The sequence below is a fragment of the Microbulbifer sp. NBRC 101763 genome (assembly GCF_040371615.1).
In the GTDB taxonomy this organism is placed as follows: domain Bacteria; phylum Pseudomonadota; class Gammaproteobacteria; order Pseudomonadales; family Cellvibrionaceae; genus Microbulbifer; species Microbulbifer variabilis.
This window is the reverse complement of sequence record NZ_BAABQV010000001.1, coordinates 700702-725569: the sequence shown is the minus strand read 5'-3', so window position 1 is coordinate 725569 and position 24868 is coordinate 700702. Positions and strand designations below refer to the sequence as shown.

Annotated in this window: 26 protein-coding genes and 4 pseudogenes; 24 read left to right on the top strand and 6 right to left on the bottom strand. The window is 44.3% G+C overall.

Features of this window, described 5'->3' with window-relative positions; all coding sequences use genetic code 11:
• Nucleotides 1-14 precede the first annotated feature (14 nt).
• The 14 genes and pseudogenes from ABWV76_RS03355 (at nt 15) to ABWV76_RS03290 (ending at nt 9274) form a co-directional block, all read left to right on the top strand.
• Entirely contained in the window at nt 15-278 is a 264-nt protein-coding gene (locus tag ABWV76_RS03355; protein WP_282950830.1) for a hypothetical protein, read from the top strand.
• Complete coding sequence (gene pnuC, locus ABWV76_RS03350; RefSeq protein ID WP_353375215.1) at nt 271-936, top strand: nicotinamide riboside transporter PnuC; 666 nt, start codon at nt 271-273, stop codon at nt 934-936. Before ABWV76_RS03355 ends, pnuC begins: the two co-directional genes overlap by 8 nt.
• Before the next feature lie 28 nt (nt 937-964).
• A complete protein-coding gene (locus ABWV76_RS03345) occupies nt 965-1843 on the top strand; it encodes a choline kinase family protein (protein WP_353375214.1) in 879 nt (292 codons plus the stop codon).
• Nucleotides 1844-1945: 102 nt separating this feature from the next.
• Nucleotides 1946-2401: a nuclear transport factor 2 family protein gene (locus tag ABWV76_RS03340; protein WP_282950833.1), complete on the top strand. Its 456-nt coding sequence runs from the start codon at nt 1946-1948 to the stop codon at nt 2399-2401.
• A gap of 186 nt (nt 2402-2587) precedes the next feature.
• Nucleotides 2588-3031, top strand: coding sequence for a YtoQ family protein (locus ABWV76_RS03335; RefSeq protein ID WP_020415087.1), 444 nt, complete (start codon nt 2588-2590; stop codon nt 3029-3031).
• Nucleotides 3032-3428: 397 nt separating this feature from the next.
• Nucleotides 3429-4091, top strand: a complete 663-nt coding sequence (locus ABWV76_RS03330) for a class I SAM-dependent methyltransferase (RefSeq protein WP_282950834.1) — start codon at nt 3429-3431, stop codon at nt 4089-4091.
• 33 nt (nt 4092-4124) lie between these two features.
• Nucleotides 4125-4817, top strand: a complete 693-nt coding sequence (locus ABWV76_RS03325; RefSeq protein WP_353375213.1) for a hypothetical protein — start codon at nt 4125-4127, stop codon at nt 4815-4817.
• Nucleotides 4818-5115: 298 nt separating this feature from the next.
• A complete protein-coding gene (locus ABWV76_RS03320) occupies nt 5116-6039 on the top strand; it encodes a haloalkane dehalogenase (RefSeq protein WP_353375212.1) in 924 nt (307 codons plus the stop codon).
• 156 nt (nt 6040-6195) lie between these two features.
• Nucleotides 6196-6387 carry an IS66 family insertion sequence element accessory protein TnpA gene (tnpA, locus tag ABWV76_RS03315; protein ID WP_353375211.1) on the top strand — a complete coding sequence of 64 codons (192 nt, stop codon included), beginning with the start codon at nt 6196-6198 and terminating at the stop codon, nt 6385-6387.
• Between the two features lie 134 nt (nt 6388-6521).
• Nucleotides 6522-6776: pseudogene (gene tnpB, locus ABWV76_RS03310) on the top strand (IS66 family insertion sequence element accessory protein TnpB); the annotation flags it as partial.
• Nucleotides 6763-7188 (top strand): annotated as a pseudogene (locus ABWV76_RS03305) (hypothetical protein); the annotation flags it as partial. The pseudogenes tnpB and ABWV76_RS03305, both read left to right, overlap by 14 nt.
• 47 nt (nt 7189-7235) lie before the next feature.
• Nucleotides 7236-7706 (top strand): annotated as a pseudogene (locus ABWV76_RS03300) (IS66 family transposase).
• Complete coding sequence (locus tag ABWV76_RS03295) at nt 7693-8175, top strand: IS66 family transposase (protein WP_353375210.1); 483 nt, start codon at nt 7693-7695, stop codon at nt 8173-8175. Before ABWV76_RS03300 ends, ABWV76_RS03295 begins: the two are co-directional and overlap by 14 nt.
• 466 nt (nt 8176-8641) lie before the next feature.
• Entirely contained in the window at nt 8642-9274 is a 633-nt protein-coding gene (locus tag ABWV76_RS03290; RefSeq protein ID WP_353375209.1) for a hypothetical protein, read from the top strand.
• Here ABWV76_RS03290 and ABWV76_RS03285 read toward each other — a convergent pair.
• Nucleotides 9271-9543, bottom strand: coding sequence for a hypothetical protein (locus ABWV76_RS03285; RefSeq protein WP_353375472.1), 273 nt, complete (start codon nt 9541-9543; stop codon nt 9271-9273). The two genes, ABWV76_RS03290 and ABWV76_RS03285, sit on opposite strands and share 4 nt — an antisense overlap.
• On the opposite strand from ABWV76_RS03285, the gene ABWV76_RS03280 reads away from it, so the two are divergent.
• The 4 genes and pseudogenes from ABWV76_RS03280 to ABWV76_RS03265 form a co-directional block, all read left to right on the top strand.
• Entirely contained in the window at nt 9508-9597 is a 90-nt protein-coding gene (locus ABWV76_RS03280; RefSeq protein ID WP_169337143.1) for a transposase, read from the top strand. The genes ABWV76_RS03285 and ABWV76_RS03280 overlap by 36 nt on opposite strands.
• Nucleotides 9598-10229: 632 nt before the next feature.
• Nucleotides 10230-10907: a hypothetical protein gene (locus tag ABWV76_RS03275; RefSeq protein WP_353375208.1), complete on the top strand. Its 678-nt coding sequence runs from the start codon at nt 10230-10232 to the stop codon at nt 10905-10907.
• Nucleotides 10908-10931: 24 nt separating this feature from the next.
• Nucleotides 10932-11633 (top strand): hypothetical protein, encoded by a 702-nt coding sequence (locus tag ABWV76_RS03270; protein WP_353375207.1) that lies wholly within the window; start codon nt 10932-10934, stop codon nt 11631-11633.
• 302 nt (nt 11634-11935) lie between these two features.
• A pseudogene (locus ABWV76_RS03265) lies at nt 11936-12669 on the top strand (IS3 family transposase); the annotation flags it as partial.
• Between the two features lie 165 nt (nt 12670-12834).
• On the opposite strand, the gene ABWV76_RS03260 reads toward ABWV76_RS03265, so the two are convergent.
• The 3 genes from ABWV76_RS03260 to ABWV76_RS03250 form a co-directional block, all read right to left on the bottom strand.
• The gene (locus ABWV76_RS03260; protein WP_353375206.1) at nt 12835-13785 is read right to left on the bottom strand and encodes a DUF5996 family protein; all 951 of its coding nucleotides are present in this window, start codon (nt 13783-13785) and stop codon (nt 12835-12837) included.
• A gap of 126 nt (nt 13786-13911) precedes the next feature.
• Entirely contained in the window at nt 13912-14853 is a 942-nt protein-coding gene (locus tag ABWV76_RS03255) for an antibiotic biosynthesis monooxygenase (RefSeq protein ID WP_353375205.1), read from the bottom strand.
• Nucleotides 14854-15217: 364 nt separating this feature from the next.
• Nucleotides 15218-16225, bottom strand: coding sequence for a zinc-dependent alcohol dehydrogenase family protein (locus tag ABWV76_RS03250; RefSeq protein ID WP_353375204.1), 1008 nt, complete (start codon nt 16223-16225; stop codon nt 15218-15220).
• A 355-nt stretch (nt 16226-16580) separates the two neighbouring features.
• Here ABWV76_RS03250 and ABWV76_RS03245 point away from each other — a divergent pair, with 355 nt between their 5' ends.
• On the top strand, nt 16581-16745 hold the full coding sequence (locus ABWV76_RS03245; protein ID WP_353375203.1) for a serine hydrolase: 165 nt from the start codon (nt 16581-16583) through the stop codon (nt 16743-16745).
• A 291-nt stretch (nt 16746-17036) separates the two neighbouring features.
• The gene (locus ABWV76_RS03240) at nt 17037-18062 is read left to right on the top strand and encodes an alpha/beta fold hydrolase (protein WP_020415069.1); all 1026 of its coding nucleotides are present in this window, start codon (nt 17037-17039) and stop codon (nt 18060-18062) included.
• 426 nt (nt 18063-18488) lie between these two features.
• Here ABWV76_RS03240 and ABWV76_RS03235 read toward each other — a convergent pair whose 3' ends face one another.
• Nucleotides 18489-18626, bottom strand: coding sequence for a winged helix-turn-helix transcriptional regulator (locus tag ABWV76_RS03235; RefSeq protein WP_353375202.1), 138 nt, complete (start codon nt 18624-18626; stop codon nt 18489-18491).
• A gap of 361 nt (nt 18627-18987) precedes the next feature.
• Between ABWV76_RS03235 and ABWV76_RS03230 the strand changes: the two genes are divergently transcribed.
• Together ABWV76_RS03230 and ABWV76_RS03225 are read left to right on the top strand one after the other, a co-directional pair.
• Complete coding sequence (locus ABWV76_RS03230; RefSeq protein ID WP_353375201.1) at nt 18988-20319, top strand: CAP domain-containing protein; 1332 nt, start codon at nt 18988-18990, stop codon at nt 20317-20319.
• A gap of 340 nt (nt 20320-20659) precedes the next feature.
• Nucleotides 20660-21034, top strand: a complete 375-nt coding sequence (locus tag ABWV76_RS03225) for a SirB2 family protein (RefSeq protein ID WP_282950846.1) — start codon at nt 20660-20662, stop codon at nt 21032-21034.
• A 132-nt stretch (nt 21035-21166) separates the two neighbouring features.
• Here the strand turns inward: ABWV76_RS03225 and ABWV76_RS03220 are convergent, their stop codons facing one another.
• On the bottom strand, nt 21167-21598 hold the full coding sequence (locus ABWV76_RS03220) for a winged helix-turn-helix transcriptional regulator (RefSeq protein WP_282950847.1): 432 nt from the start codon (nt 21596-21598) through the stop codon (nt 21167-21169).
• A 666-nt stretch (nt 21599-22264) separates the two neighbouring features.
• On the opposite strand from ABWV76_RS03220, the gene ABWV76_RS03215 reads away from it, so the two are divergent.
• Complete coding sequence (locus ABWV76_RS03215; protein ID WP_282950848.1) at nt 22265-22645, top strand: hypothetical protein; 381 nt, start codon at nt 22265-22267, stop codon at nt 22643-22645.
• A gap of 82 nt (nt 22646-22727) precedes the next feature.
• On the top strand, nt 22728-24764 hold the full coding sequence (locus ABWV76_RS03210) for an acyl-CoA synthetase (protein WP_353375200.1): 2037 nt from the start codon (nt 22728-22730) through the stop codon (nt 24762-24764).
• Nucleotides 24765-24868 lie beyond the last annotated feature (104 nt).

The window sequence follows — 24868 nt, the reverse complement described above, 5'->3', positions numbered from 1 at the left end:
CAATAGGAGGCGTTGTGAGGCTCTCAGTAGAAATCAGTATGTACCCACTGAAGGATGAGTATATCCCCGGCATCCAAGCATTTATTGATCGACTCAATAAATATCCAGAACTCAAGGTAATTACCAATACTATGAGTACTCAGGTTTTTGGGGACTACGATTTGCTAATAGATGTACTCAAGTTAGAATTGCGCAGAGCCTATGAGCAGTTTGGCCGCGCCATCTTTGTTTGCAAATTTATAGACGGGGATCTTTCACCGGCGGCATCAGATGCTTGATCAAGATTTCACTAGCGCTATTTCAGCTTCTATCAACGCGATGTCCACCTGGGAAATTGCTGCAGTTGTATTGGCCCTATCCTACCTACTGCTTGCAATGCGTGAGAAGATCAGCTGTTGGTACGCCGCTTTTGCCAGCACAGCCATTTACCTTTTTTTATTTTGGGACGTCAGCCTGCTGATGGAATCGGCCCTGCAGGTATTTTACCTGGTAATGGCTGTTTTTGGTTGGTGGCAATGGCGTAGTCATCGAGATAAACAACAAGATCTCAAAATTCATCGTTGGCCACTTAAAACCCACCTTCTTGTACTGACAAGCGTCAGCGGGCTCACCTTGTTGCTTGGCTATATTCTGGAGAATACAACCAATGCCGCCCTGCCCTACCTGGACTCTTTTACTACTTTAGGGGCCATAGTTACAACTTATATGGTCACTCGAAAAGTCTTAGAGAACTGGATTTACTGGATTGTGGTTGATGGTGCCTCAATTTACCTTTACCTGGACAGAGGCCTATACCCCACGGCTGCCTTGTTTTCACTTTATGTAATATTAGTAATCATCGGCTTTTTCCAGTGGCATGCCATTTATAGAAAGGAAAGGCAGTCTGAAATATCTGCGAGCGAAGCAGTAACTGATAGAGCAGCCACTCTTATTTAACTGGTCTTGAAACGAGCGCCCCATAGTCATGAGTAACCCCCTAGATGATATGCTGCCCCAGGACTGGCCCCTATGGAGCCAATCCAGACCCACTGTGGTCAGACAGCTCACAGGAGGGCAAACGAACCAAACATTTCTACTCAAGACAAACCAAGAGCTATTAATTCTACGTATCAATTCACAATACAGTGGTGCTCTAGATTTAAACCGACAAACAGAAACCAACGTCCTTGTAAGAGCAAGTAGCGCCGGGTTATGCGCTCCTTTAGTCTACAGTGACCCAGCATATCAATACCAAGTTACCCGCTTTATTGAAGGGCGACCTTGGAATAAAAATGATGCCGATGCTCTGGAACAGGTTGCCAATTTACTTGATGGAATCCACAGCCTCCCCGAAATTGATGCCCATTTGGATATATCCTATAAAGCTGACCAATATTGGAGCTCGATTGATAAACAAGCAGATTTCTACCCGACTCTAGTACAGCTTCACCAAAAAATCCCTTCCCATATTGCTGCCGCGGAACAGCTAGGTGATGGGTTCTCTCTTTGCCATAATGATCTAAGCACTGGAAACCTCATCGCTGGAAAGGCCAGGCGGCTTTATGCCATTGATTGGGAGTACGCGGCTATGGGCGATCGCTTCTATGACCTCGCCGTGATCATAGAGGAACATCAGCTCAGCAGAATTCAGCAACAATCCCTACTCGAGCTGTATCTCAGGCGTAATCCGGCCCGAGAACATTGGCAACGCCTATACCATTGGCGCAGAATGTACAAATATCTAAGCTTACTCTGGTATGCTGTACAGTGGGGCTCTGAGATCCCAAAAAACAATTTTTTTGCTGAAAAAATAGACAGTATCAGCAAGAGCCTGCTCCGATCGGAACCCGCCTTACATATATAGCTTCGCTCACCTTAAGGAATTTAGGCACTTGATGGAGCAAATATTGTAAAATCAACACTCCCGTTACTAAAAATTAACTTCTAAGAACCAGGAATATAACTTATGCAAAAAATTGTTTTTACATTGATGTTGTTTGTTTTGACAATCGGTAACGCACAGGCGCAAGAGAAGCCTGAAGCATTCAAAACTATCGAGAACCTTCTAAATTACCTATCAGATGTAGACCATGAGCGTATGAGAGGCACCGTAACTGAGTCTTTTCTCTTGCTCGAACATGGTGAAGTATGGACGATTGAAGATCTAATTAAGGTGGCAAAGCCGTCAGATACTGTTAGAACCAATTACTTTAGCATTATTGACTTTGATGAGAGGCCAGATCTAGTCACAATCAACTATTGGAATAAGGCCAATTTTGCTGCAAAGAACAAGAGCCAGGATGTTTACTGGCTCGAAAGCGCTATTCTAAAGAAAGTGCAAGGAAAGTGGCTCCTCTCTCAATTGCACTCTACAAGACTGCCGTCTGGAAAAGTACCAGAAAATGTAGTGTTTAAGCCATAAGGCTACCTTAACCACCAATAAGTAAGAGCCAAAAGGGATTTTGGTCTTATACTTCAGCGCTAATGACGCATTGATACATCCTATTTAACTCAATCAGTAGTCCCCTCCTTTCAAGTCAAAATCATATTGTAAAATCATTTCCTAAGCATCAAACTCTATTGTTTACCACTATCAGGTAACTAAACTATGAAACTGAAAGTATATCTCTCTGGAGAAATCCACTCTGACTGGAGAACCCAGATAATCGAAGGCTGCAATAAGCAGGGACTGGAAATCTCTTTCTCCTCTGCGGTGACCAATCACGATGCCAGTGATGCAGCTGGCGATGGCCTTGGCGTGGAAGATAACTCCTTCTGGCGAGATCATAAGTCTGCCAAGGTCAACGCGATACGGATTAAACACCACATAGAAAATTGTGACCTGGCTGTTATCCGCTTTGGTGAAAAATATAAACAATGGAATGCAGCGTTCGATGCTGGATACTGCGCAGCGCTTGGTAAATCCTATATCACTCTACATGATGAATCACTGGTACATGCATTAAAAGAAGTTGATGGTGCTGCTCAAGCCTGGGCGCAAACACCGGACCAGGTTGTGGATATTCTTAAGTATTTAACCACTCAAGCTTAATGGCTTAAGGGCAGCTGGATATAGGGCTGCTCTTCTCAACTCTATTTACAATGGAAGGCCAGGCAGCTTTATTTTTCTAGTTCATACTCATTGTAACTATTTATTCGGCTCTTCACTTGCCTAACCAACTTAAATGGAACCAAAAACTATTTAGGCATTATTCAATTAAAGTCTGTATATACCAAACTCTCTCACAAAAAAGGCACATTCGTTTATACCTGCAAGAGTTTAGCTTTCATGGTGAAGAGCTGCTTTATACCGCTAACCAAAAGCCTGACAGTTAGAACCACCACTCACTACACGGGTATCAACTTCAGCTTTATGCTGAAAAAGTGCTACTATAGTGTTCAAAATTAGACCAATAGTTAACTTCCAGTCAGACTTGCAGGAGATGTACATGGCCGTTACAAAAGAAGTTGAGCAGGGACAAGCCGTTTACTCCAAACCCGTACTCTGGCTGTACGATCTTTGGGTTTTAGGGCTATCCAACCGCTTTATTTGGCAATGTCCCACTCCAGGCATTCTCAAGCACTTCAACCAGCACATAACGTCAAACCACTTGGATGTCGGTGTTGGAACAGGATATTTCCTCGATAAGTGCACCTTCCCCTCCGGTGATGTACGGCTGGGATTGATGGATTTGAACCAAAATAGTCTGGATGTTTCTGCTGCTAGAGTTGCACGGTACAGCCCACTTCAGTTTCGCTGTAATGTGCTGGATAAAATTGACTTAGTCACTGAAAAATTTGATTCCATTTCTCTGAACTATTTATTCCATTGTCTCCCAGGAAAACTGCCAGAAAAACTATCAGCCTTAGACCACGTTAGTGCACTACTTTCTGAATCCGGAGTTGTATTTGGTTCCACGATTTTATCAAAAGGTGTACCCAGGAACACTGCAGCAAAGAAATTAATGGCCATCTACAATAAAAAGGGAATTTTTTCCAATACCGAGGATTGCCAGGAAGACCTCGAAACTTACCTCGAAAGCAAGTTCAAAGAGTATCAAATAGAAGTAAAAGGCTGTGTGGCGCTATTTAGCGCTAAAGGAAAAATCTAATTAAAGTATTCTCTAGCGGCAGAGGAAGCCCTTATGATAAGTCAACTACAAAAGCTACTTATTATTTTGGGCTTCCTATCTACAGTAATAACTCCCAGCTTAAGTTTTGCAGTCCACTTCAGTGCAATAGAAGGTAAGTTTGATTGCCCCAATATTCATAATTCTCATAACTGCGCGCGCTCTATAGAAAGTAAGCTGCTTGAAAATACGGGCCTTATCAAACGTAACAAACTTTTTTCTTTAATAGTAACCCTGAAAAATGGCACAACCAAAACTTATCAGGACTCCACTGAAGAAAATCCCCCAGGAGAAAAGTATACCTATTCGGCTCTCGAGTTCGTGGCTGATAGTTACTTATTGATATATAGACAGTTATGGGAATCCAGTGACTATATTCTTTTAAGTTTAAAGAATGGTGTCGAATACTCCCTGGAAGGCTATCCTCTCACCTCTCCAAATGGGCAATATATCCTGACAGTGGAGCAAGACCTGGATGCTGGCTTCAATGAAAACCTTCTAGAGCTCTATCTTTTAACTGTGAATGGCCTGACACCTGTTTACAGTATAAGGCCTGAGTCCTGGGGGCCATCATCTGTCAGCTGGGAAACAAACAATCAGGTAAAGTTTATAAAGAAACAATTTAACCCTAATTACAGCACTACCAAGAAGAGCCCACTTTTTTTGAAGACAAAGCCCTACTCAGAATTGAGTCTGATAATCATGTAATCTTTATCAATATCGACTCTTAACAACCCTCAAAGAATTATGCTTAACCGCTGGCATCTGTCCCAATACGCCCTATTTCCAGTTTGGGCTAAAGGTTACCTGGTCTCGTACCCAATAACTTAGTCAAGTATCTTTACCTTAAAGATCTTGCCAGGCCTCGCGAGCAAATAGACCCTTAATGCCCGGTTGATTAACCGATATATTTCACTACAGTTGTGTATTCTGCTGTAAAGGGTCCAGTCGATAACAACATAAGGCAAAGTCGCTTGCCTACTTTTCACGCAAAAAAGGGTTACCCATGTCTATTGAGCGATTAAGAACACCCGAAGAGCGTTTTTCCCTGCTGCCCGGATTTCCCTATCAACCAAATTATATCGACAGTCTCGAAGGCTTCGATGCCATGCGTATGGCTTACATTGATGAAGGAGAGCCAGCGGCAGAAACAACTTTTCTGTGCCTGCACGGAGAACCCAGCTGGAGCTATCTTTATCGGAAAATGATTCCAGTATTTGTCGAAGCTGGGCATAGGGTTATTGCACCAGACCTCTTCGGGTTTGGGCGGTCCGATAAGCCGATAAACGAAGATACTTACACCTTTAACTTTCACCGCAATAGCTTGATGCGCCTGATTGAATACCTCGATCTGAGGAACATCACTTTGGTTTGCCAGGATTGGGGAGGGCTTCTAGGGCTCACACTCCCTATGGATATGCCAGGCAGGTTTACCCGATTATTGGTAATGAATACTGCTATAGCAGCAGGAGACGGAGCCTCGGAGGGATTCTACCATTGGCGCAACTTCTCAGTCGGAGTGCCAGAAATCCCTGTTGGCGGGTTGATAGCAAGCGATGCCCGATCTGAAGTCAACCTCTTCGATATAGTGGCTTATGATGCCCCCTATCCCGACAACAGGTACAAAGCCGGGGTGCGTCGCTTCCCATCGATTGTACCGGTCGATCCCGGCATGGAGGGTGTAGAACTTGGGCTTAGAGCTCGGGAATTCTGGTCCAAGGACTGGGACGGGGATAGTTTTATGGCGATTGGAATGAGAGACGCTGTGCTCGGTGAAAATGTAATGGAAATGCTAAGGAGTACCATCAAAAACTGCCCGGAACCACTCAAGATTGAAGAGGCCGGCCATTTTGTGCAGGAGTATGGCAAGGAGATTGCTGAAAGGGCCCTCGCCCACTTTAAACTTTCTTCACCAGTAACTACAAACTAAAATGTTTGATTGCAGCTGCCGGGCTTATACAGAGCCCGGTTTCTTATCATCTAAACATTCTAAAAGTAATCGGTAAGCGGTACATGAACCACATTATTCAACTTGCTTTGGCAGACTGGCATGATGCCCCCTCCATCAACTTCGGTGGGAAGCCCCATGAATCAGCAGCAGTGGCAAAGTCATGTCAGCGCCTGCGAGAAAAGCTCTCAATCCAAGCGCGCTTATACCCGTAAGCACAACCTAAACTACAGCCAGTTCCCCTACTGGTACCGCAAACTATCTGACAAACGCCTGTGTCTGATATCCCCGACTTTGTTCCCGTGGATATCAAGCCCCTACAGCCACTAAGGGAAACCTGGGTGTATTAGAGCTCCCCAATGGCATAAAGCTGGTGATCAACAGTCCGATGTTGTTGGCGCAAATTCCTGGCCTTATGGACCTGTAAATACCATGTGGCTGCCGTTTAACACCAAGTCTGGTTTTACCGTCAGCCGATCGATTTTCTCAATCAGATTGATGGTATCGTGCTGTTGGTGGCTGATACGTTACACAAAGATCCGACACCCGGTCAGCTCTTTGTCTTTCGCAATAAAAAGGCCGATAAAATTCGTATGCTCTATTGTGAAGATAATAGATTTTGGCTCCTTTATAAGCGAAATGGGATTTGGAAAGGCTTACAGCCAGCTATTGTTTCAATTCAAATAACTATAGCGCTCTCTCTTTGGTCGACGCTCTAAGCAACAAGAAGACCCTGAAGATCCCCAGGGGTTACTATTCGACAGTACAGAAGTTCGGGATGAAGGTTCTGTAGAGGAAAACGAGGCTGATGGCGACAAAGACCAGGACGATGTGGTTAGTATTGCGACACACAAGCGTCATAAAAAAACAAAGAAAATCTTTGCCGAGCAACTGCCAAGAAAAGAGGTGGTAATCCCCGCCTCAGAACAGGATAAAACCTGTGCATGTGGCTGCCAAAAGAATCTCGTTTATTACGAACGTCATGAGCGCTTGAACTACATATCCCCGATATATGTGGTGATTGTCGAGTTGTGGGTGAAGGTTACCTGTCCCAAAGGCTGTGCAGGCCAAATAGTTATTGCTCCCAAGCCAAAGCATATCCTACCTAAGAATAAGTTTACCCCGTTCTAGCCCACCTCACAGCCAGCAACCTTGATGATCGTCAGCCGTTCTATCACCTGGAAAAACAGTTTGAGACCCATGCCGGCTTTAGTTTCACCCATCAAACTATGGCTCCTACTGTTATCGATTGTGCTACTCCCCTACAACCACTGATCAATTTGCTAAAAGATGACGTCATTGGCTAGGATATTGGGGCTTTGAATGCCACATCACTCCAAGTTCTTAATGAACCTGGCCGGCCAGCAAGCCGAAAATTTTATACCTACTGTTTCCGAGGCGGTCCTCCGGGAAAGGAAGCTATCCTCTATGAATATAATGTCTCGGATCACAATAATGATGTAAATGACGGATTTGTCGGCTTTAAAGGCACGCTGCATTGTGATGCTGATCCATTTTTTGAGTTGTTATTTGAGCAGACAGCTGTAAACCCAAATCATTACAATGCACATGCCCGTCGAAAACTCAAATCCATAGCGAGAGCAGCGCAGGGGGGATGGACTGGCAAAACGGGCAATGCAGTTTTATAAGAAGCTCTATCGGGTTAAGAGGAAAGCCAAAGACAACCATCTATCATCGAAACAAAGGCATGAATTACGACAGCAAGAATCCAAACCCATCATGACCTCCTTTAAGTGCTGGCTGGATAAGCACCATTTACAAGTGCTATCCAAATTCCCTCTGGGTAATGCAGTAAATTACTGCCTGAAATACTGGAATGGGCTTTGTGAATTCCTCAGCGATGATCACTTGGAAATCGATAACAATCTAACAGAGCCGGAAATCAAATCCTTTGTGATGGCACGTAAAAACTTCCTGTTTACATCTTCGGTCAATGACGCTAGAGCACTATGCTCTGCACTTCAGTTTGATTCGCACTTCCAAGATCCACAGCCTTGCCCCTACCATATTTATCGATTTCCGATACTCATTTTTGGGGTTTTCTGGCTGGGCCTTCAGGGGCCTAACTTGAATGTATCCATTGGCAAAAGAATATGACTCTTTGTAAAACCTAATTTTCAAACGCTATGAATATACCCAGCCTCAATGCAGCCTGGAGTATCTGATTACGTCACATAATGAACATTATGTGTACACAAAAGACTTGGATCGGTGACGTTTATTTAAAATAGTTTTTTGCTACATCTGTGAATCATTGACTAGGGGGCATTTCTTGATGAAACCACTCCCATTAAGGCCACTCCGCAAATATCACTGAGATGAAACTTATTTTATTTATATTTGTTACAGCATTAATATTGAACAAATAATAACTGCTAAAAGACTATGGCATGTGATGTATAGCCAGACCGCATTCTTGTGCCTTTCCTTACATTTACCTCTTCCTAATTGTTAGTCATTCATTTATATTAATTACTTCAAGTCACAAATATTAACTAACGCTACAAAGTAGCTTTGTATCTTTAATAATCCTTATCTTTTCATTAGGCACTATTAAGGATAAATGGCCAAACCTATCAAAGGGAAAACTATGAAAGCTTTAACTATTTTTTCGCTGTCTATTTTAGCGACGGCATCTGCCGCCTCTTATGCAAATAACTTCTCTGTTAATGTGGTTCAACAACAGTTCGATTGTGCGAACACACCAATTACCTCTCCCTCTGGAGCTAATGTGATAAGGCTTGATTTTCTCCAGAATGAAATGCAGGCACTTCTTGCAGGTGGAACTAGCCAAACAACCATAAAAAAATCTTGTGAGGTCGACTATAAAATAACTCCATTCCCAGGGTACAAGATTGCAGCAATCGAGTTTTCAACAGCTGGCAACTATCTCACTAGCCCTAATTCCATCAATGCAGCCAGAGTGAGAAATCGTGTTAACAATCAAAACCAAACTTTTTCAGACCAAAAATCCTGGTTTGGTGCCGGAGAAATAAAAAGCGACAGTTTTGACAATGTTATCGCAACTACAACTTCAGGTTTAGGCCAGTGTGGTCAATCAGTTTTCGTAGAGACTGATCTGTATAGTGAAATAACTTACCGACCAGTTAGCGATGCTTCTCCAGCTATCACAAACCTCGACCAAGGTAACGGCACCTTTAAGTTAGCAACAGTTGTCTGTGTTCCATGTTTTTAAATGAGGTTCTTCGTAGAATAGTGTGAAAATCCATTATAATTGGTCATGTATTCATCGAAACTGCCAGTTACATCAGGATAAGCAGCCCATTCAGATTGAAGACCACTACTCGCAACTCTTAGGTGTTCAATCTGAATGGAATATGAGTGATGTTGATCTTGATATCGCCGGTGAGTAGGTAAAAGTGAAATGGGATACAGTGGAAGGCTTTTAGCAGTGATGTTGGCCACTGTTTGCCCGGTGCGACCATTGTCCTCGACCGCTTTCATATTCGCCTGCACCTCAACAAGGCAGTTGATCAAGCGAGCAGGGGGATTTACTGAAAAAGGGTGACAAGCGTTTATCTAGAAGTAAATATTTTTTGTTGACCAACTCCGAGTAGTGTAAGCGAAAAATTGACGGAAAAAAAATATGCATTTAAAGGACCCTGTCCTGGAAGTAGCGCGCACCTGTTTGATCATAGACCTATTTCGCAATTTTTGGCAATGTATGAGCAGAATTACAACCGAGAGGTTCTTTGAGCGCTGGTAAAGCTGGGCGATACGCAGGGGAATGAATCCGATAAATAAGGTTGCAAAAATTCTGAAATGGCACTTGTCCAACCTGCTGACCTACTTTTAGGATCCAATTAGTAACGGTGTTGCGAAGGGGCTGAATTCGAAAATCCAAGGTATAAAATTCAGAGAGAGGAGCTTCTGGTCATTCGAGAGTTTTAGAAATAGCATCCTTTTTTCTATAGAAAGCTGGATATGACAACTCAATTATTCACACAATTCTAAGAATCACCTTAAATAGATAAGGTGTAAAAATTAGGCTAATTGCTATGAGTAGCGGTAAGTAACCTATACCGCCACGTCATCATGCTCTGGACTGAAAGCCGAAGACAAAGTTTAACAATAGAGACATATATTATTCAGCGATTTACTAGAAGCTTATTTGAAAAGAAGGATTTGGTATGTTGGAGAATACTAACCGGCACCGACTATCGCCGAAAAAATTGATCGCCTTTATTGCAATATTGTGTTTTACATCCGTACCGAATGCACAAGAAGCATTGAAAGACGTAAATTATGCAGTAATACTGCAAAACCAACAGTTTGATTGTCAGTTTACTGATATCATCATTGATAACGATGCAGAGGGATTCCCCTATATGCACGTAAACTTCACTGACGAATTAAAGAGTGTTGGAGTTACTGATAAGAAAAGTTGTGAATTAGACTTCTTTGTCTTGATCTTACCTACAAAAAACAACATTCGTCTGAAGTCATTGCAGTTTAGTGTCAAAGGAAACTACCTCGTTAAAAGTAGTTCGATTGCTGCAGCTCGGGTCAGGCTTAGATACAACAACAGTTCGCTCAGCCAATCTGAACAACTTATCGTGATAGCTCCAGAGAATGAAATACGAGAAGAATCATTTGACTTGGATGTCACTCTAGCAACCAAACATCCACCAAGCGATAGTCCAGATGAGGACGATTGCGGCAAACCTGTCTCTATTGAGGCTAGTATATATTCAGAGTTTCAATATGCCCCCGACTCACCGGGTTTTATTCAAATAAACGAAGCTTTTGTGGATCACTCAAGAATGACTTTTGAAGAATGCGACCCCACCCCACCTTTACAATCCTGATGTATTAATAGACGGAGACTTATTATGCTTAAAGCCTATATAATGTATGTAACACTTGTAATATCGCTGACCTGTTTTAATTCAGGGGCCGTGAATGCCAGCGTAGCATACGACAATCAATATAACCAAAGGGGTTCAGACCCCTACAATATTGAACTGATTGCCCAGGAGGGCGATTGCGTAAATAGCAATATAGAGATAAAACAAAGAGCTCCGGGCGAAGGTGATTTGATAAGGATTGATTTCACCAATAAAGAAATGCAAGCAGCCATATCCGACGCCGATTATGCTAATGAAAAATATTTTGATGAAAAAAATTGCTACCTCAAATATAAAATTGTCGTTGACGATCAATCTCAGCTTACGAATGCGGGGTTTTCAGCTGCTGGCTCATTTGTAATTACAAAGTATGGATTTTTGCTATCACAGGTAAGGCATGAATTTCCAGATCAGTATTTTTCTGTCAATGATTCAGCAATCTATGAAGGACATGAATTCTCTGATTACCCCTATAGCGATTCGTTCGACAACCAAATGGTTGATATCAAGCAACATCTTGATAACAGTCAATGCGGCGGAGAGTTCACTATCGAAACCAACCTGCGCACCTTTGTCGCAATTACCCATTTTGATCAGGGGCCTAATTTAATTGACTTCGATCAAGCCCAAGGGGTTTATGATTTATGGAATCTTCATGTCGATCCGTGTAATATCAGTGAAGATTAATAGAGGCTGTTTCATAACTTGCAATCGGCTATTCTCGCACACTCATAGAGTAAAAAGACGGGTGGTTGTGAGCCGATTCAAGTCAGAGTTGACCGACGACCAGTGGAAATTTGAACCCTGCATTCCCCAGCTAAAACGTAGGAAGGGAGGCCCAAAGCCCATTGATAGCCGAGCATGTATTGAGGGTGTCTTATGGGTTTTGCGCTTAGGCCGTATATAAACCAGCAAGTAGTCTGTAGTGGTCTACTAAACCCGGACACCAATTTAGGTGGAAAAGTTGCCACCGAAAATAGAGGCGTTCAATGAGTAGACAACGTCGATCCTTTTCTCCTGAATTTCAATTAGATGCTGCTCGTTTGATAGTAGATCAGGGTTACTCAATAGCTGAATCGGCCCACTCACTGGATGTTGGTACAACGGCCCCGCCGTTGGATGAAGCAGCTAGAGTCAGAGCGAGGGGGTAACACACCTGTAAATAGTGCACTTACCACTGAGCAACAGGAAATTCAGGAGCTTGAAGTCCGTATCAATCGCCTAGAAAGGGAGAAAGAGATACTAAAAAAGGTTACCGCTCTTTTGATGTCCGACGAGATGAATTGTACGCGATGATTGACCGATTAAGTGAGCATGAGTCCGTAGAACAGGTCTGTAAAGCGTTTGGAATACCTCAATCATGCTACTACGAATACAGGAAACGGAAGGATGTCGTTGATACGCCCAGAATGCAGCTTCGCTCCAAAGTCAGTGAGCTCTTTGAGCGCAGCCGTAGCTCTGCAGGTAGTCGTACAATCGTAGGTTTACTTTATGAGCAGGGAATTCCAATCGGACGCTTTAAAGCCCGAAGGCTAATGTATGAGGCCGGCTTGGTTTGTAAGTAACCTGGCCCCATAGATATAAGAAAGCAACGGTCGAGCATTTAGATATACCGAATAAATTTGATCGTCGATTTAATGTAGAAAAACCCAATCAAGTTTGGTGTGGTGATATCACCTATATCTGGGCTGGTTCGAGCTGGTGTTACCTGGCTACCATTCTGCTTTTCACCGGTATTGCCATGAAAAGCCAATCACACTGGTGTAGTGGCTATAGCACTCTCGGCAGCTATTAAGCGGCGCATTGACTTGCTTCCGCTAATCAAGCACCTGGAGATGCTGTGATATTCCAGTGAATCCAAATCAACACAGCCTACAATCCCGAATAATCACCCATTTATTTCAAGTGTAAAGTCCTTTTCCAGCGCATTTCTATCCCAGGCAGCACTGTTAGCTGCTGCCTCATAGGTACTTTGTAGAAACTCCAATAACAATTCATCTGGTGAACTCGCATTCCTGACCTCATCATATGAAAGTATGAACTCTCCCAGCTTTTCCGAATAAAAGGCAGAGGCAGGCTTCACCTTCTGAGCAGAATAATTTTCTGGCGCAGGGTAGCAATAAGAATAAAAAGATGCACTTTCAACACCACCTCCCCCGGGCCAAAAACCTGCACTACTCACCTCATGGGAGTAGGCCTCACGAGCAGCCCAGTCGGGAAAATGAGGTACTCCACCCGGATGTGGCGGAGCTTCCCTTCCTGAGAAGCGGGTTACTGCCATATCAAAACTCCCCCAGAAAAAATGAACAGGGCTGCACTTTCCAATAAACCGAGATCGGAATTCCTTAAACACTCGATCCATCTGTACCAGGGCCCGCCAGAAGCGAGTGGCATATTCCCGGTCATAATGGCAGTGCTTTTCATCCCCTTCAAAGGGGACTCCATCAGTGACTTCACTAGGGGTGGTAAAAATTGCTACTGGAAGTCCAAGGTCTTTCATTGAGTGCATTATCTTTCGATAAAAAGCAGCAACAGATTGCGGTTTCAAAGGTATAGAGCGGCTATTACCGTCTGAGACTATAATCAATAATTGATGGTCGACGAAGTCAAACTCTATAGTAAAAGCCTTACCATTGTATGGAATCAGCGAAGTATCCAACCCCTTTGCTGTTACATACAGTGGCACATGCCAGGAATGATTGGTCCATGGGGTCTGCACCAAGCGAATTTTTCCTACTATTTGGGTCCACATATGTAAAGTTGATGCCGTTTCTGACCATTGCGCAAATGAAATGTCGGGCCAATCCGTGCTTTTGGAGCGATTGACAGGATTCTTCACGAATTTGTCCTCTTGAAAATCCAAGTTTTATCCTAGTTCTGAAGTTACTTTATAGACCCGGCAGAGAATATTGGCAGAACCAGGTAGATTTCATGGACAATAGATATGCTTGAGTATTGTCACTTCTTACAACGATACAAATAGAAGGATTGCCATCAAATAAAGTAAGACTACGATAGACGCCCCTATAATCGTCGTTTTTGTCTTTACCTCTTCCCCTCCAGAGAGCCAAAAACTAAATACCCTCGTCACAATCGGCATTGCCACCCAAGTCAAGACTGAAACACTAATAAGACTAGAAACAAAAAGTGACATTGCTGACTTCCAATTTTCCATTAAAGGCAGAATCCAAATTGAGATCAGCATAATAATTGGGTAGAGCGCGAGAATAATGAGCATCGCCATTTTCCATTGGGGAGGCAACGCACTATTTTTTATACCTCTGGCATGGGCAAGCCAATCCTCAAAACCTCTCCCAATTTTTTTATATTGTACGCGCTCTAGAAAAGACTCTGCTTCCTCCATAAGCACTTTGTGGATGGGAGATGACAACCAAAGATTGAGGTTTTCCTCGGAATCAAATCGAATAATAATTACCCAGTCATCCTGTAACCCCTTAATGGGTTTTAGAAGTTCTCTTCCAAGAAATCCTGGATGACTTTCTGCAGCCTCCCCAATCTTCCCAAGCCACTTTTTATAGCCCCGAATACGGTCAGGTTTAACACGCTCAAAGACCACAATAGTGGCTGGAACAGTCATCTGCTTGGTATTAACAATCACTTGCTGCTGTATTTTTGCTCCAAACTCCTCTTCACAGGCAGACAAGACTGATCGTAAGTCAGCTTTCCTTAAAAAAATATTTAACTGTTCCACAGCCTCGAACTGAAATAGTTGGACCCACTCTTCTTGAACACCTACGATAGGCTCAATCAGGCTTGCTTCAATAAGCCCATCACAATGAAGAGCTATATCAGAAAACTTTTCATGCCATAGGCAGTAGTCACAGTTTCTGCAGGCAGGAACCTTTTGGGACAGGATTACGCTGGCATTCGATTTAAAGTTGGCCACCAACCAGTTACCAAGATATTCAAGGAAGTACGGGGTAAATCACAACTTTCCGGGTACCTGTCGTCTAAGCAGGTGCCCATTACTCAATAATCGATAAACTTATTCAGCTCAAGGAATTGTGACGCAAGGGTAAGGGTAAGGGTAAGCAAAATGGGCAATATTGCCAAGGCTAAAGGGCCATGCGATAAGAGTCCTCTAACGGCCAAGAAGCCTTAAATGTATACAGCCGGACGTCTTACATTCATCGTAAAGCTGTTCTAGATAAGTATGTCTCTTAAACAAAAAAAATCATCTCGTAAATAAACGCCACAAGAACTCTGTGGCGTTTGTGATCTGCAGACTCACGCTGGTCTCTTATTAAAATTTAATTGGGTAGATTCTCCCCCACTAAGAGCACCTTACCATTGCGTTCTCCCGCCGCCGCAACTCTTACGGCCTCTTTGATATCCTTGACTGGATAGGTCTCATGAACAGGAGCGGATAATTTTCCTTCTGCCACTAGCCCAGTAATAGTTCCAAACACTTCTTTCTGTCGCTCCGGAGAGGCGGTAGCAAACCACTTGGCCAGCCAGAAGCCCCTCACGGTGATATCTTTGAATATAATAATGCCCGGAGCCAGCAGGCAAGGCTCACCACTGAGAGCACCATAGTTCACCAACGTAGCACCTTCACAAAGCGCCTCACCCAGGCGGGCGGTCGCCATCCCGCCAACAGCATCAATTCCCAACTGGATCTTAGCCCCATCGGTGGCAGCTTCCACTCTTTGCGCAAGGCTCTTTCCATCAACCTCGCCGTCTACCAATACCACATCTGCCCCCGCAGCAAGTAATGGCTCCACCAGGGAGGCCCGGCGTACAACATTCACTACTTTAAGACCCCGGAGCTTCGCCAATGAGGTGAGATAAGACCCTACACCAGAATTGGCGGCGTTCTGGATCACCCAGTCCCCTTCTTTGAGGTCAACAAACTCGCTCAACAAAAGATAAGCAGTAGGTGGGTTGATGGTGATCATGGATAGCTGCACAGGATCTACATCATTGGGCAGCGGGATTAGTCCTTTGGCATCTGCAACCATATGCGTAGCCCAGGTACCACTTCCCACCGGCAGAAGAACAGTCTGACCAATTGCAGGGCCACTCACATTAGGTCCTTGCTTAATCACTTTCGCAATACCCTCGTTGCCGCCAATAGCCGGTAACGGCGGCAGCATGCCATATTGCCCAGTTAAAGTGAGGACATCAGAGGGGTTGATTGGCGCAGCCAGCATTTCCAACAGAACCTGGCCATCCTCTAATTCGGGCACATCAAATGAAACAGCTTCAATTACATCCTGTGGCACTGGGCCACGTTCACGATATTCCGCTTTCAGCATGTCGCCGTATCCTTTTTTTACTGATATTTTCTCTGGTGGTTCAGGGTGATGGCTATCACCAAGCCTGTTGGCAGTCTACTTACTAATGCCAATTGTTCAAGGATATCGAGACTGTGAATAAGAGAAAGCTAGAGCTACTCTACATAATTGGAATCCCAGAGAGTGCATAAACATTGTTCACATTAAAAAGGTTAATATTTGCCTATCAACCCCATACCTCTAAATTCTTGCCGAAATGTAAAACGAGAACTTATTGAACAGAGAATTAGCCTCACAATTTTCAATAGGTGAGATAAAATAATGATTCATTGGGACATACTGACTCAGTAAAAGTACTGCTAAAGCCCATCCCACCTTGAATTTCAGCAATAGTGGACACGATATCCAATCTGCTGTTATCGAACAGGTTACCAAGAAATCCTTTGTAGAATATTTGAACGAAAATATCTTTGGACCTCTGCAAATGGATCACACTCAGGTAACTAACCTTTTATCCAGGCCCCACCCTCAAGGCTACTAGGCTTTGATGGCTCAGATCTAATTGACCTGATTTATTAGGATGTTGCCAGTCTAGCGGGCACCAGTGCGGTACAAACTTAAACAAACCCACTAAAAGTGCGATGATATTGCCAATAGCACAGAAATAAATAGTGCTAGCAGTCCATTCGCTGTCCTGTCGTTGAAAAAATAAATGACAAATGTCGTAAGGATTGAGTGACACCGGTGACTTACTTATGCGAAGCTAGCAACCAATACTCCTTGTAATTTATCTTTACAGCAGCACCGGATAGGTGCTCTCAGGAGGATTACGTTGATCAAAAAAACCGCTTTAACAGTGGGCACACTGTTATTACTTTTAGGCCTCTCCTGCGTCGTTTGGGTCATTACTGTTCCCCCGCTTCCCGAAGCTATAGAGCAACGCCTGCAACGAACCCTAAACCAACCACTGCCCCCTCTGGCGTCAGACGACAGCGGCTTCGTACGCTCCGGGGACATCAATATCTGGTATCAGCTCAAAGCCCCTGCGGAACAACCTGTCCGTGGGACTGTTCTATTAATCAATGGACTGGGCTCCTCTTCATTATATTGGCCACCCAAGGTCTATGAACCCCTGCTCGCCGCTGGCTACCAAGTGTTACTCACAGACAACCGTGGTTGCGGTGCTTCCAGCCGCGTTCATAACTGGAGTAAAGAGACCGCTTATGATCTCAGCGACATGATGCAGGATAATATTGAGGTTATGAATACCCTGGGAATTCAGCAGGCCCATGTGATGGGGGCCTCTATGGGCGGAATGATTGCCCAGGAAATGGCTCTGCATCACCCTGCCCGCCTGAGAAGCCTCAGTTCAATTATGTCTTCAGGCTACGTAAATGATCCCGAACTCCCCGTGGAGCACGCATTTAAATACAGTGTGCTTCGGTTATTCCTGCGCTACGGGCTAAGTGGCTCAGAGGAAGGCATGGTTAGGCTTATGGCCAGCACCTATCACTTTCTCCAGGGACAGGGGGGCTTTGACGTGGAGCATATCACTCGCACCACTCTTTACGAGTTACGTCACAGGAAGGGATTTGACCCCCAACTACCCACTCAACAGGCCACTGCTATCTCTCTCTCGGGTTCGCGATTGCAGCGTCTTGAAAAACTGGAAGTCCCTGCACTTGTTATCCATGGCGATAAAGATCCACTCTTGAATATCGCTCATGCCAAAAAATATGCTGCGCGTATTCCAAATGTAAAAACGCTGTGGGTGGATGGTATGGGGCATGCCATGGCGCCGGTATATGTGGAGACATGGATGGAGGAGGTTCTAGAATTCCTGGACACCAACAATTGATGCAAAGGAAAGCAAAGTTACAGCTGTTTCTTCAATTATGAATGGACCGAATTCGCTGTTTCAATTCGTGAAGTACCGTACAGAAATAGTTTAGCTCCCTTAATAGCAGCCTTAGGTCTGAATACAATATAGGATTCTACCAGATTACCCGCAACCGACCTGGCTGTAACGGCCCCAGCACTTTAAGTCCTGATCCAACAGGGTAACCGGCTTACCATCTTTTCCAGCCAAATCCACTGTCACAGGCTCCCCCATCCTTTCACCAATTACAAGGGACCACTGTGTATTTGGCCTTTCACTCCAGTCGATCAGAAAAACCAAAGTAGGAACCAGCGCAAAGCATTTCTGGGTTGCGTTATAGAGCAGGTGGTGCGCACCGGGTTTGATTGGGATCTTAACCAGAATGTCAGCTTCTTCCAGGGTATTTCATCTTTGGGTAAGAATATTTCTGGAACCTTGCAGGGTCTCTTGCAATGAATCAAACCGATTTACTCCTCTTAATGCATTGCAAACAATAAGCAGGCTCCAGCGATCCCCAATTACAGAAAGCGCCTCTTCAATCACGCATTGAAAAGCGGATTTCTTCTCTCTCGTAACAGTCCTGTGATAACCCAGGGCGCCATAGCCTCAGAGGAAGTTTCACTACAAAACTTTCCTGTGTCTCCCCGATTGGTCCATATAAAACCAAAAAATTATTGTGATATACCTTCCACTTTCAATAACTTTAGTTGCATTTTGGAACTTATAATCATTAAATTAGTTCCAAAATGCAACCCATGAGACAGATGATGCGATCCAAACCCACTGTTTTGTGCTCTTCCACAGAGGGGTCTTTACATGACCTCAAAAAAATACGCAGAAGCAAATCATATATCGAATTTACCAAGGCCTTTTAATTAAGCCTGTAACGCCAAGGGTGGTATGGATGGATATTCCTGTGAAAATTTTGACCAAAATATTTTCGATTTCACTCAACATAAAGAAGATCACTCCCCTTTTACTAGCTTGTATGCTTCTTGCTGCCTGTGGGGGTGGAGGTGGTGAGCCCACTCCTGATTTAGACAACCCTACTAACCCAGAACCACAGCCAGAACCACAGCCAGAACCAGAACCAGAACCAGAACCAGAACCAGAACCGGAACCAGAACCGGAACCAGAACCGGAGCCAGAACCGGAGCCAGACCCGAGAGACGATAACTATATTCATGAGTTATCGCAGTTAGAAAAACAGGCTTTACTGGATGCACATAATGACTACCGCTCTAAGTGTGCCAGTGGAGAAGGTAGCGGAATGAACGGACCAGAATCAGCCTCAGACATGATCAAAGTTTTTTGGGACCCTGCGCTTGAAGAAATGGCCAAACAACGAGCGCTCAGTTGTTACAATGGTCATTACGGGGGGCCTCAAGGTATTCGAGATGCCTATGATTCGGTTAGACATTTAACCTCCTACAATAGTGAGAGTTTGGCAGGTGGAAAATATGCCACAGAAAATATTGCTCTCTTTACACACAACCCTCCTGCTTCCAACTACGACATTTCAACCTGGAAAGGTGCAGTGTTTGATTGGTATCACGAAAATACTAGTTATGATTGGGAAACCAATGCTTGTTATGGTGAACATTGTGGTCATTGGGCTCAAGTTTGTAATAATGAAACTCGATATATCGGTTGCGCTGTCGCCAACTGCAATACCGGAATAGCTGGTACTGGGAACCCAAACTATGAAGATGGCGCCATACAGGTTGTGTGTACATACTGGCCAGAAAGGGATGCATCTAAAAAACCATTTAATGAGGACCCAATTGGATTATGCGGAAAATGTAGGGCAAATTTTGATACCAACCAATGCCATGAAAATTTGTGTGTTGGGGGCAAGAGCAGTGAATTTTTGTCAAGCGGCCAAATTCAAGATGAACCTGATCAATGCCACGATGGATTAGGTCGATATGAAAAGCTTTGTAATAAAAGTGATGACATTACCCCGCCTTCTGATGTAACAGGCATCACTTATGAAATTTTGAACGGCGCTGTACACCTTAAATGGGAGAACTCACAGGATGATTATGGAATCGGCCATTATGCAATATATAGGCAGCTTCCAAATTTAAATGGTTACGAAGGTCGAACCTGGAAACCCGAGTTTGTAGATGAAAATATCCCCGAAGGTATTTCTGAAATTGATTACTATATCAAAGCCATTGATCTAGCAGAGAATAGTTCTGACTTTTCAGTTATTAAGGTTTTCTTAGACTAGGATACCTTAAATGTAGTAGTTCATACCTGAGCTGACAGTTACCGGTTTTTCAAAAGATGTTCTGTCAGGCCAAGCCTGGACTACTACGACTCATATCCCATAATAGTCAGTACCTCCTTTGGCCCGAAAAGTGCCTCGTATTAAACAGAGTAAGCGTTTCGTATCGCTACCTTGTATCGAAGTTCCGTATAATCGGGGCTTACTTAAGCCCCTAATCCAGTTGCAGGATCGACTGTTTACTCGTTACCATCTGCCATCACTAGCGTGTGCTCATTCAACTGGCACGTTCCAATTTACAATTTCCGGACATTACTCTCGGGAAAATGAAGTAGCCTTATCGATGGTTAGTTATACCCTGATAAAACATACCCATGTTTTTGCCGCAGTTCTGAGTATCACTCTCTTTCTACTACGTACCAGCCTGGATCTCAGCAGAAATACTGCATGGCGGCAAACTCCATTGCGCTGGATACCCCATGTGAATGACACTGTTCTGCTAAGTGCAGCTATCGCGCTGGTAGTTATCGGCAGCTGGAATCCGGCCATTTACCATTGGCTTGCAGTGAAAATAGCCTTGGTATTTGGTTATATAATCGCCGGTTTTTTTGCTTTAAAGCAGTCTTCTACGCAGCGTACCCGTATTATTGCGATTGTTCTGGCAGTAGTGCAGGCCGCTTTAATTTTCTATTTGGCAATAAACAAGCCTTCCCTCTAAATAATCTTTCCTGCCGGGTACACGTCTCCCGGCAGATAGCAATCTTGTAACCCCATGCTATGCAGTAGAAGCAGTGGCAATTATCAACCAGTTCAATCAGGTTACCCGCAACCGACCTGGCGAGAACAGCCCCTAGTACGTTAAGTCCAAGTCCAACAGGGAAACCGGCTCACCATCATTTCCAACCAAATCCACTGTCACAGGCTCCCCAGTCCTTTTATCAATGACACGGGCCCACCGTGTATTTGGCTTTTCAGACCAGCGGGCACTCCAGTCGATCAGAGAAACCAAAGTAGGAACCAGCGCAAAGCACTTCGGGGTTGCGTTATAGAGCATGCGGCGCGCTCCGGGTTTGATTGGGATCTTAACCAGAATGCCAGCTTCTTCCAGGGTATTTAATCTTTGGGTAAGAATATTTCTGGAAATTTGCAGGCTCTCCTGCAGTGAGTCAAACCGGTTCACCCCTCTCAGTACGTCGCGAACAATAAGCAGACTCCAGCGATCCCCAATTACAGAAAGCGCCTCTTCGATCGCACATTGAACAGCGGGTTTCTTCTCTCTCATAACAGTCCTGTAGTAGCCCAGGGCGCCATAGTCTCATAGGAAGTTTCATTACAAAACTCTCCCGAACCTCTCAATAGGCTCAGATATAACTAAAAGTTATTGCTTGATACGCTTTCACTATTAACAATTTAGTTGCATTTTAGAACTTATTGGCGCTTAATAAGTTCCATAATGCAACCTAATGGACAGATAATGCGATTCAAACCTATTGTTTTGTGCTCTTTTATCGAGGGGACCTTAACTAACCACGAAAAACAGAAGCTGGAGTTCACCATTAATCTGGCTTATCAGGATCATATGAACCCACGTGTAGCACCCAGGGTTGTATGGATGGAAGTGCCAGTTAATCAGGCATTTATGGAGGGTAAGCAATCGTCAGCGGCCACCTTTATGGCCCCCCTACCCGATGGAACTACCAATACTTTACGGCACTCATTTTTATACAGGCTGCTTGACCAGTGGTGTTCAGTAACAGGAAGAGATACATACGAGGTCGTCATTACAGCCCCGGACCATTCGCTCAGCAAAGAATTCCTAAGCACAAATCGCAAGCGCATGTCTCCGCTAAGGCAAATAGCATTTATTGGCAAGACACTAATACGCTTAGTGAAATCCAAAAGCGCCTCGGGGCAATTCAAAACACACATCAACTTATAGGAGATAAAAATGCCCCTATACACAATTTCCACTAAACGGCCACTATTGGACTCTGATCAACAGGCATTGGTATCCGCAATTACCGAAGCGCACTGCTCCATTACCGGCGCACCTGCACAATTCGTACAAGTTGTATTCAGCCGAGGCGTTCACCTGCGCTCAAGAAACATTGTCCATATCCTGGGTTCCATTCGCTCAGGCCGTAGCGATAAAATCAAGTCAGAGTTGGCCAGTGCCTTTGTTAACTCAGCTTCCCAGATTTTGTGCTGCCCCCGCTCTCGCTGCTCGGTAGACCTTGTTGATGTTCCCGCAAGCTGGGTTATCGAGGGAGGCGCTGTGATGCCGGAGCCCGGGCAAGAGCAAGAGTGGCTTGCCCGACAACTGGGCTAGGCCTGAGCTGACTTTCACACACCCTAGAATAATGAATAACACAATGCTGCCAGGCGCTAGCCCGCAGACAGGGAGTCATACTATGTCCACCTCAACCTTGAAAGACATCGAGGCTCTGGAAGCCTACCTTGGAACAGACAAGCAACCAGAAGGCTATGATTTTACTCACCTTAAAGAGATCTCGGAAAAGTTTACTGGCAACACCTTTGATGCATTAATGGCATCCTGTGAACGCTACTCTCAGCAAACTGCAGTTTCTTTCTTTCTCACTGGGCATGATTATGAAAAACCGGTAAAAATCAGCTATCAAATGCTGGCCGAGCGCATCATTCAAACAGCTAACTTATTTAGAAGTATTGGTATTGAAGAAACCGATACCGTAGCCTACATACTGCCAAACCTGCCCGAAACACACTATGTTTTATGGGGGGCAGAAGCATCAGCCAGAGTATTGGCAATCAATCCCTTGCTGGAAGCCAAACAGATAAAAGAGCTGTTGCAGCATAGCCAAGCAAAAGCAATTGTCACCCTGAGCCCTTTCCCCGGCACCGATCTTTTCGAAAAAATTGAGAGTATTTTGACCGACCTGCCGGGAGTTAAAAGCATTCTCCATGTAGATCCCGCCTATCACGCCCACGGGTTTAAAGGTTTTGCAGCTAAAATCATACAATATCAATACCGCAGACAATTGCAGTCGCTGGAGGGAAAACAACGAATACAATTTCAAGCGGCCATAAAAAAACAGAATCCCAACCGTTTGAATTTCAAACGCAGTATTAATAGTGATGATATTGCCTCCCTTTTTTGTACCGGAGGTACAACAGGCTTACCCAAAATTGCAACACATACCCACGGTAATGAATTAGCCAACGCGAAAAGTATTAGCCTTGTCGCAGGCGATATTATGAATCCAGGAAAGGTGATTCTTTGCGGACTGCCGTTGTTTCATGTAAATGCAGCAATAGTGACTGGACTTGCAGCCTTTATCAATGGCTGTGAAGTTGTATTAATGACTCCCCAAGGCTACAGGGGAGAAGGTGTGTTTACCAATTTTTGGAGGATCATCGAGCTATATCGAGTGAATAGTTTTAGCGCTGTACCTACAGTTTATTCCGCCCTACTCCAACAGCCAGTAAATCAATGCGATATATCCTCTCTGCAGATGGCCCTGTGCGGTGCAGCCCCTATGCCCGTAGAAGTATTTAATGCTTTTGAGCGAATAACTGGTGTACAGATTGTCGAGGGGTATGGCTTAACGGAGGGCACCTGTGCCAGCAGCATCACTCCCCCATATGGAACCAAAAAGGTCGGTTCTATAGGGCTACGTTTACCGCAGCAAATGATGCAAAGTGCGCAGCTGGATGAACAAGGGAATTTCACCCGTTATAGCCGGACAAATGAAATCGGGAGCCTGATTATTTACGGTGACAATGTATTTAATGGGTATCTCAATCCTGAGCACAACAGGGGGATTTGGGTCCACGATGACCAGGGGCGCCGCTGGTTAAATACCGGAGACCTGGGCAGGCAGGATGAAGATGGGTACTTTTGGCTCACCGGCCGCAAGAAGGAATTAATTGTGCGCGGCGGGCATAATATTGAACCCAAGCTGATCGAAGAAATCCTTTGTCAGCACCCATCTGTTGCCATGGCGGCAGCGGTAGGTACTCCTGATGCTTATGCGGGAGAAATCCCCGTCGCCTATGTCATGTTATCCGATGATGCCGCCGATTCTCTCACAACCCAAGAGAATGAGATTGTAATGAATTCCTCTGCCCAAACCCTACTGGAAGAAATTACCAGTTACGCCAGGGAGAACATTACTGAACGCGCAGCTATTCCAAAGAAAATTGTACTGCGCACAGTGCTCCCCACTACAGCAGTTGGCAAAATATTCAAACCTGCACTAGAGATGGAAGAAATCCGCTTATGTGTTGAGGGTATTATCAGGCAGCTCAACCAGGATACAGATATTGCCACTGCTGATACTGAGGTAAAAGTAGAGCAGGATAAAACACTTGGAACTATTGCCAGGGTCTCCACTCAGGGAAATTCAAATCTCCAGAACCATCTCTCTGAACAGCTCGCTCCATATACATTTAAATACGAAATCGTCTAACATTTCAATAAAATGGAGGGACTTTCAATAGATAGTCCCTCTTTCCATTCACTAAAATAGAATTTAGAAATATTGGAATAGGGTCTTGCTTATCCAGTAAGAAC

Bases quoted from the DNA above. Each gene is read 5' to 3' on its own strand.
- ABWV76_RS03325 (WP_353375213.1), top strand. From the start codon at position 4,125: ATGATAAGTCAACTACAAAAGCTACTTATTATTTTGGGCTTCCTATCT.
- ABWV76_RS03340 (WP_282950833.1), top strand. From the start codon at position 1,946: ATGCAAAAAATTGTTTTTACATTGATGTTGTTTGTTTTGACAATCGGT.
- tnpA (WP_353375211.1), top strand. From the start codon at position 6,196: ATGAATCAGCAGCAGTGGCAAAGTCATGTCAGCGCCTGCGAGAAAAGC.
- ABWV76_RS03290 (WP_353375209.1), top strand. From the start codon at position 8,642: ATGGCCAAACCTATCAAAGGGAAAACTATGAAAGCTTTAACTATTTTT.
- ABWV76_RS03250 (WP_353375204.1), bottom strand. From the start codon at position 16,225: ATGCTGAAAGCGGAATATCGTGAACGTGGCCCAGTGCCACAGGATGTA.
- ABWV76_RS03335 (WP_020415087.1), top strand. From the start codon at position 2,588: ATGAAACTGAAAGTATATCTCTCTGGAGAAATCCACTCTGACTGGAGA.
- ABWV76_RS03345 (WP_353375214.1), top strand. From the start codon at position 965: ATGAGTAACCCCCTAGATGATATGCTGCCCCAGGACTGGCCCCTATGG.
- ABWV76_RS03295 (WP_353375210.1), top strand. From the start codon at position 7,693: ATGCAGTTTTATAAGAAGCTCTATCGGGTTAAGAGGAAAGCCAAAGAC.
- ABWV76_RS03285 (WP_353375472.1), bottom strand. From the start codon at position 9,543: ATGAAAGCGGTCGAGGACAATGGTCGCACCGGGCAAACAGTGGCCAAC.
- ABWV76_RS03330 (WP_282950834.1), top strand. From the start codon at position 3,429: ATGGCCGTTACAAAAGAAGTTGAGCAGGGACAAGCCGTTTACTCCAAA.
- ABWV76_RS03275 (WP_353375208.1), top strand. From the start codon at position 10,230: ATGTTGGAGAATACTAACCGGCACCGACTATCGCCGAAAAAATTGATC.
- ABWV76_RS03225 (WP_282950846.1), top strand. From the start codon at position 20,660: ATGGTTAGTTATACCCTGATAAAACATACCCATGTTTTTGCCGCAGTT.
- ABWV76_RS03320 (WP_353375212.1), top strand. From the start codon at position 5,116: ATGTCTATTGAGCGATTAAGAACACCCGAAGAGCGTTTTTCCCTGCTG.
- ABWV76_RS03210 (WP_353375200.1), top strand. From the start codon at position 22,728: ATGTCCACCTCAACCTTGAAAGACATCGAGGCTCTGGAAGCCTACCTT.
- ABWV76_RS03230 (WP_353375201.1), top strand. From the start codon at position 18,988: ATGGATATTCCTGTGAAAATTTTGACCAAAATATTTTCGATTTCACTC.
- pnuC (WP_353375215.1), top strand. From the start codon at position 271: ATGCTTGATCAAGATTTCACTAGCGCTATTTCAGCTTCTATCAACGCG.
- ABWV76_RS03215 (WP_282950848.1), top strand. From the start codon at position 22,265: ATGCCCCTATACACAATTTCCACTAAACGGCCACTATTGGACTCTGAT.
- ABWV76_RS03270 (WP_353375207.1), top strand. From the start codon at position 10,932: ATGCTTAAAGCCTATATAATGTATGTAACACTTGTAATATCGCTGACC.
- ABWV76_RS03220 (WP_282950847.1), bottom strand. From the start codon at position 21,598: ATGAGAGAGAAGAAACCCGCTGTTCAATGTGCGATCGAAGAGGCGCTT.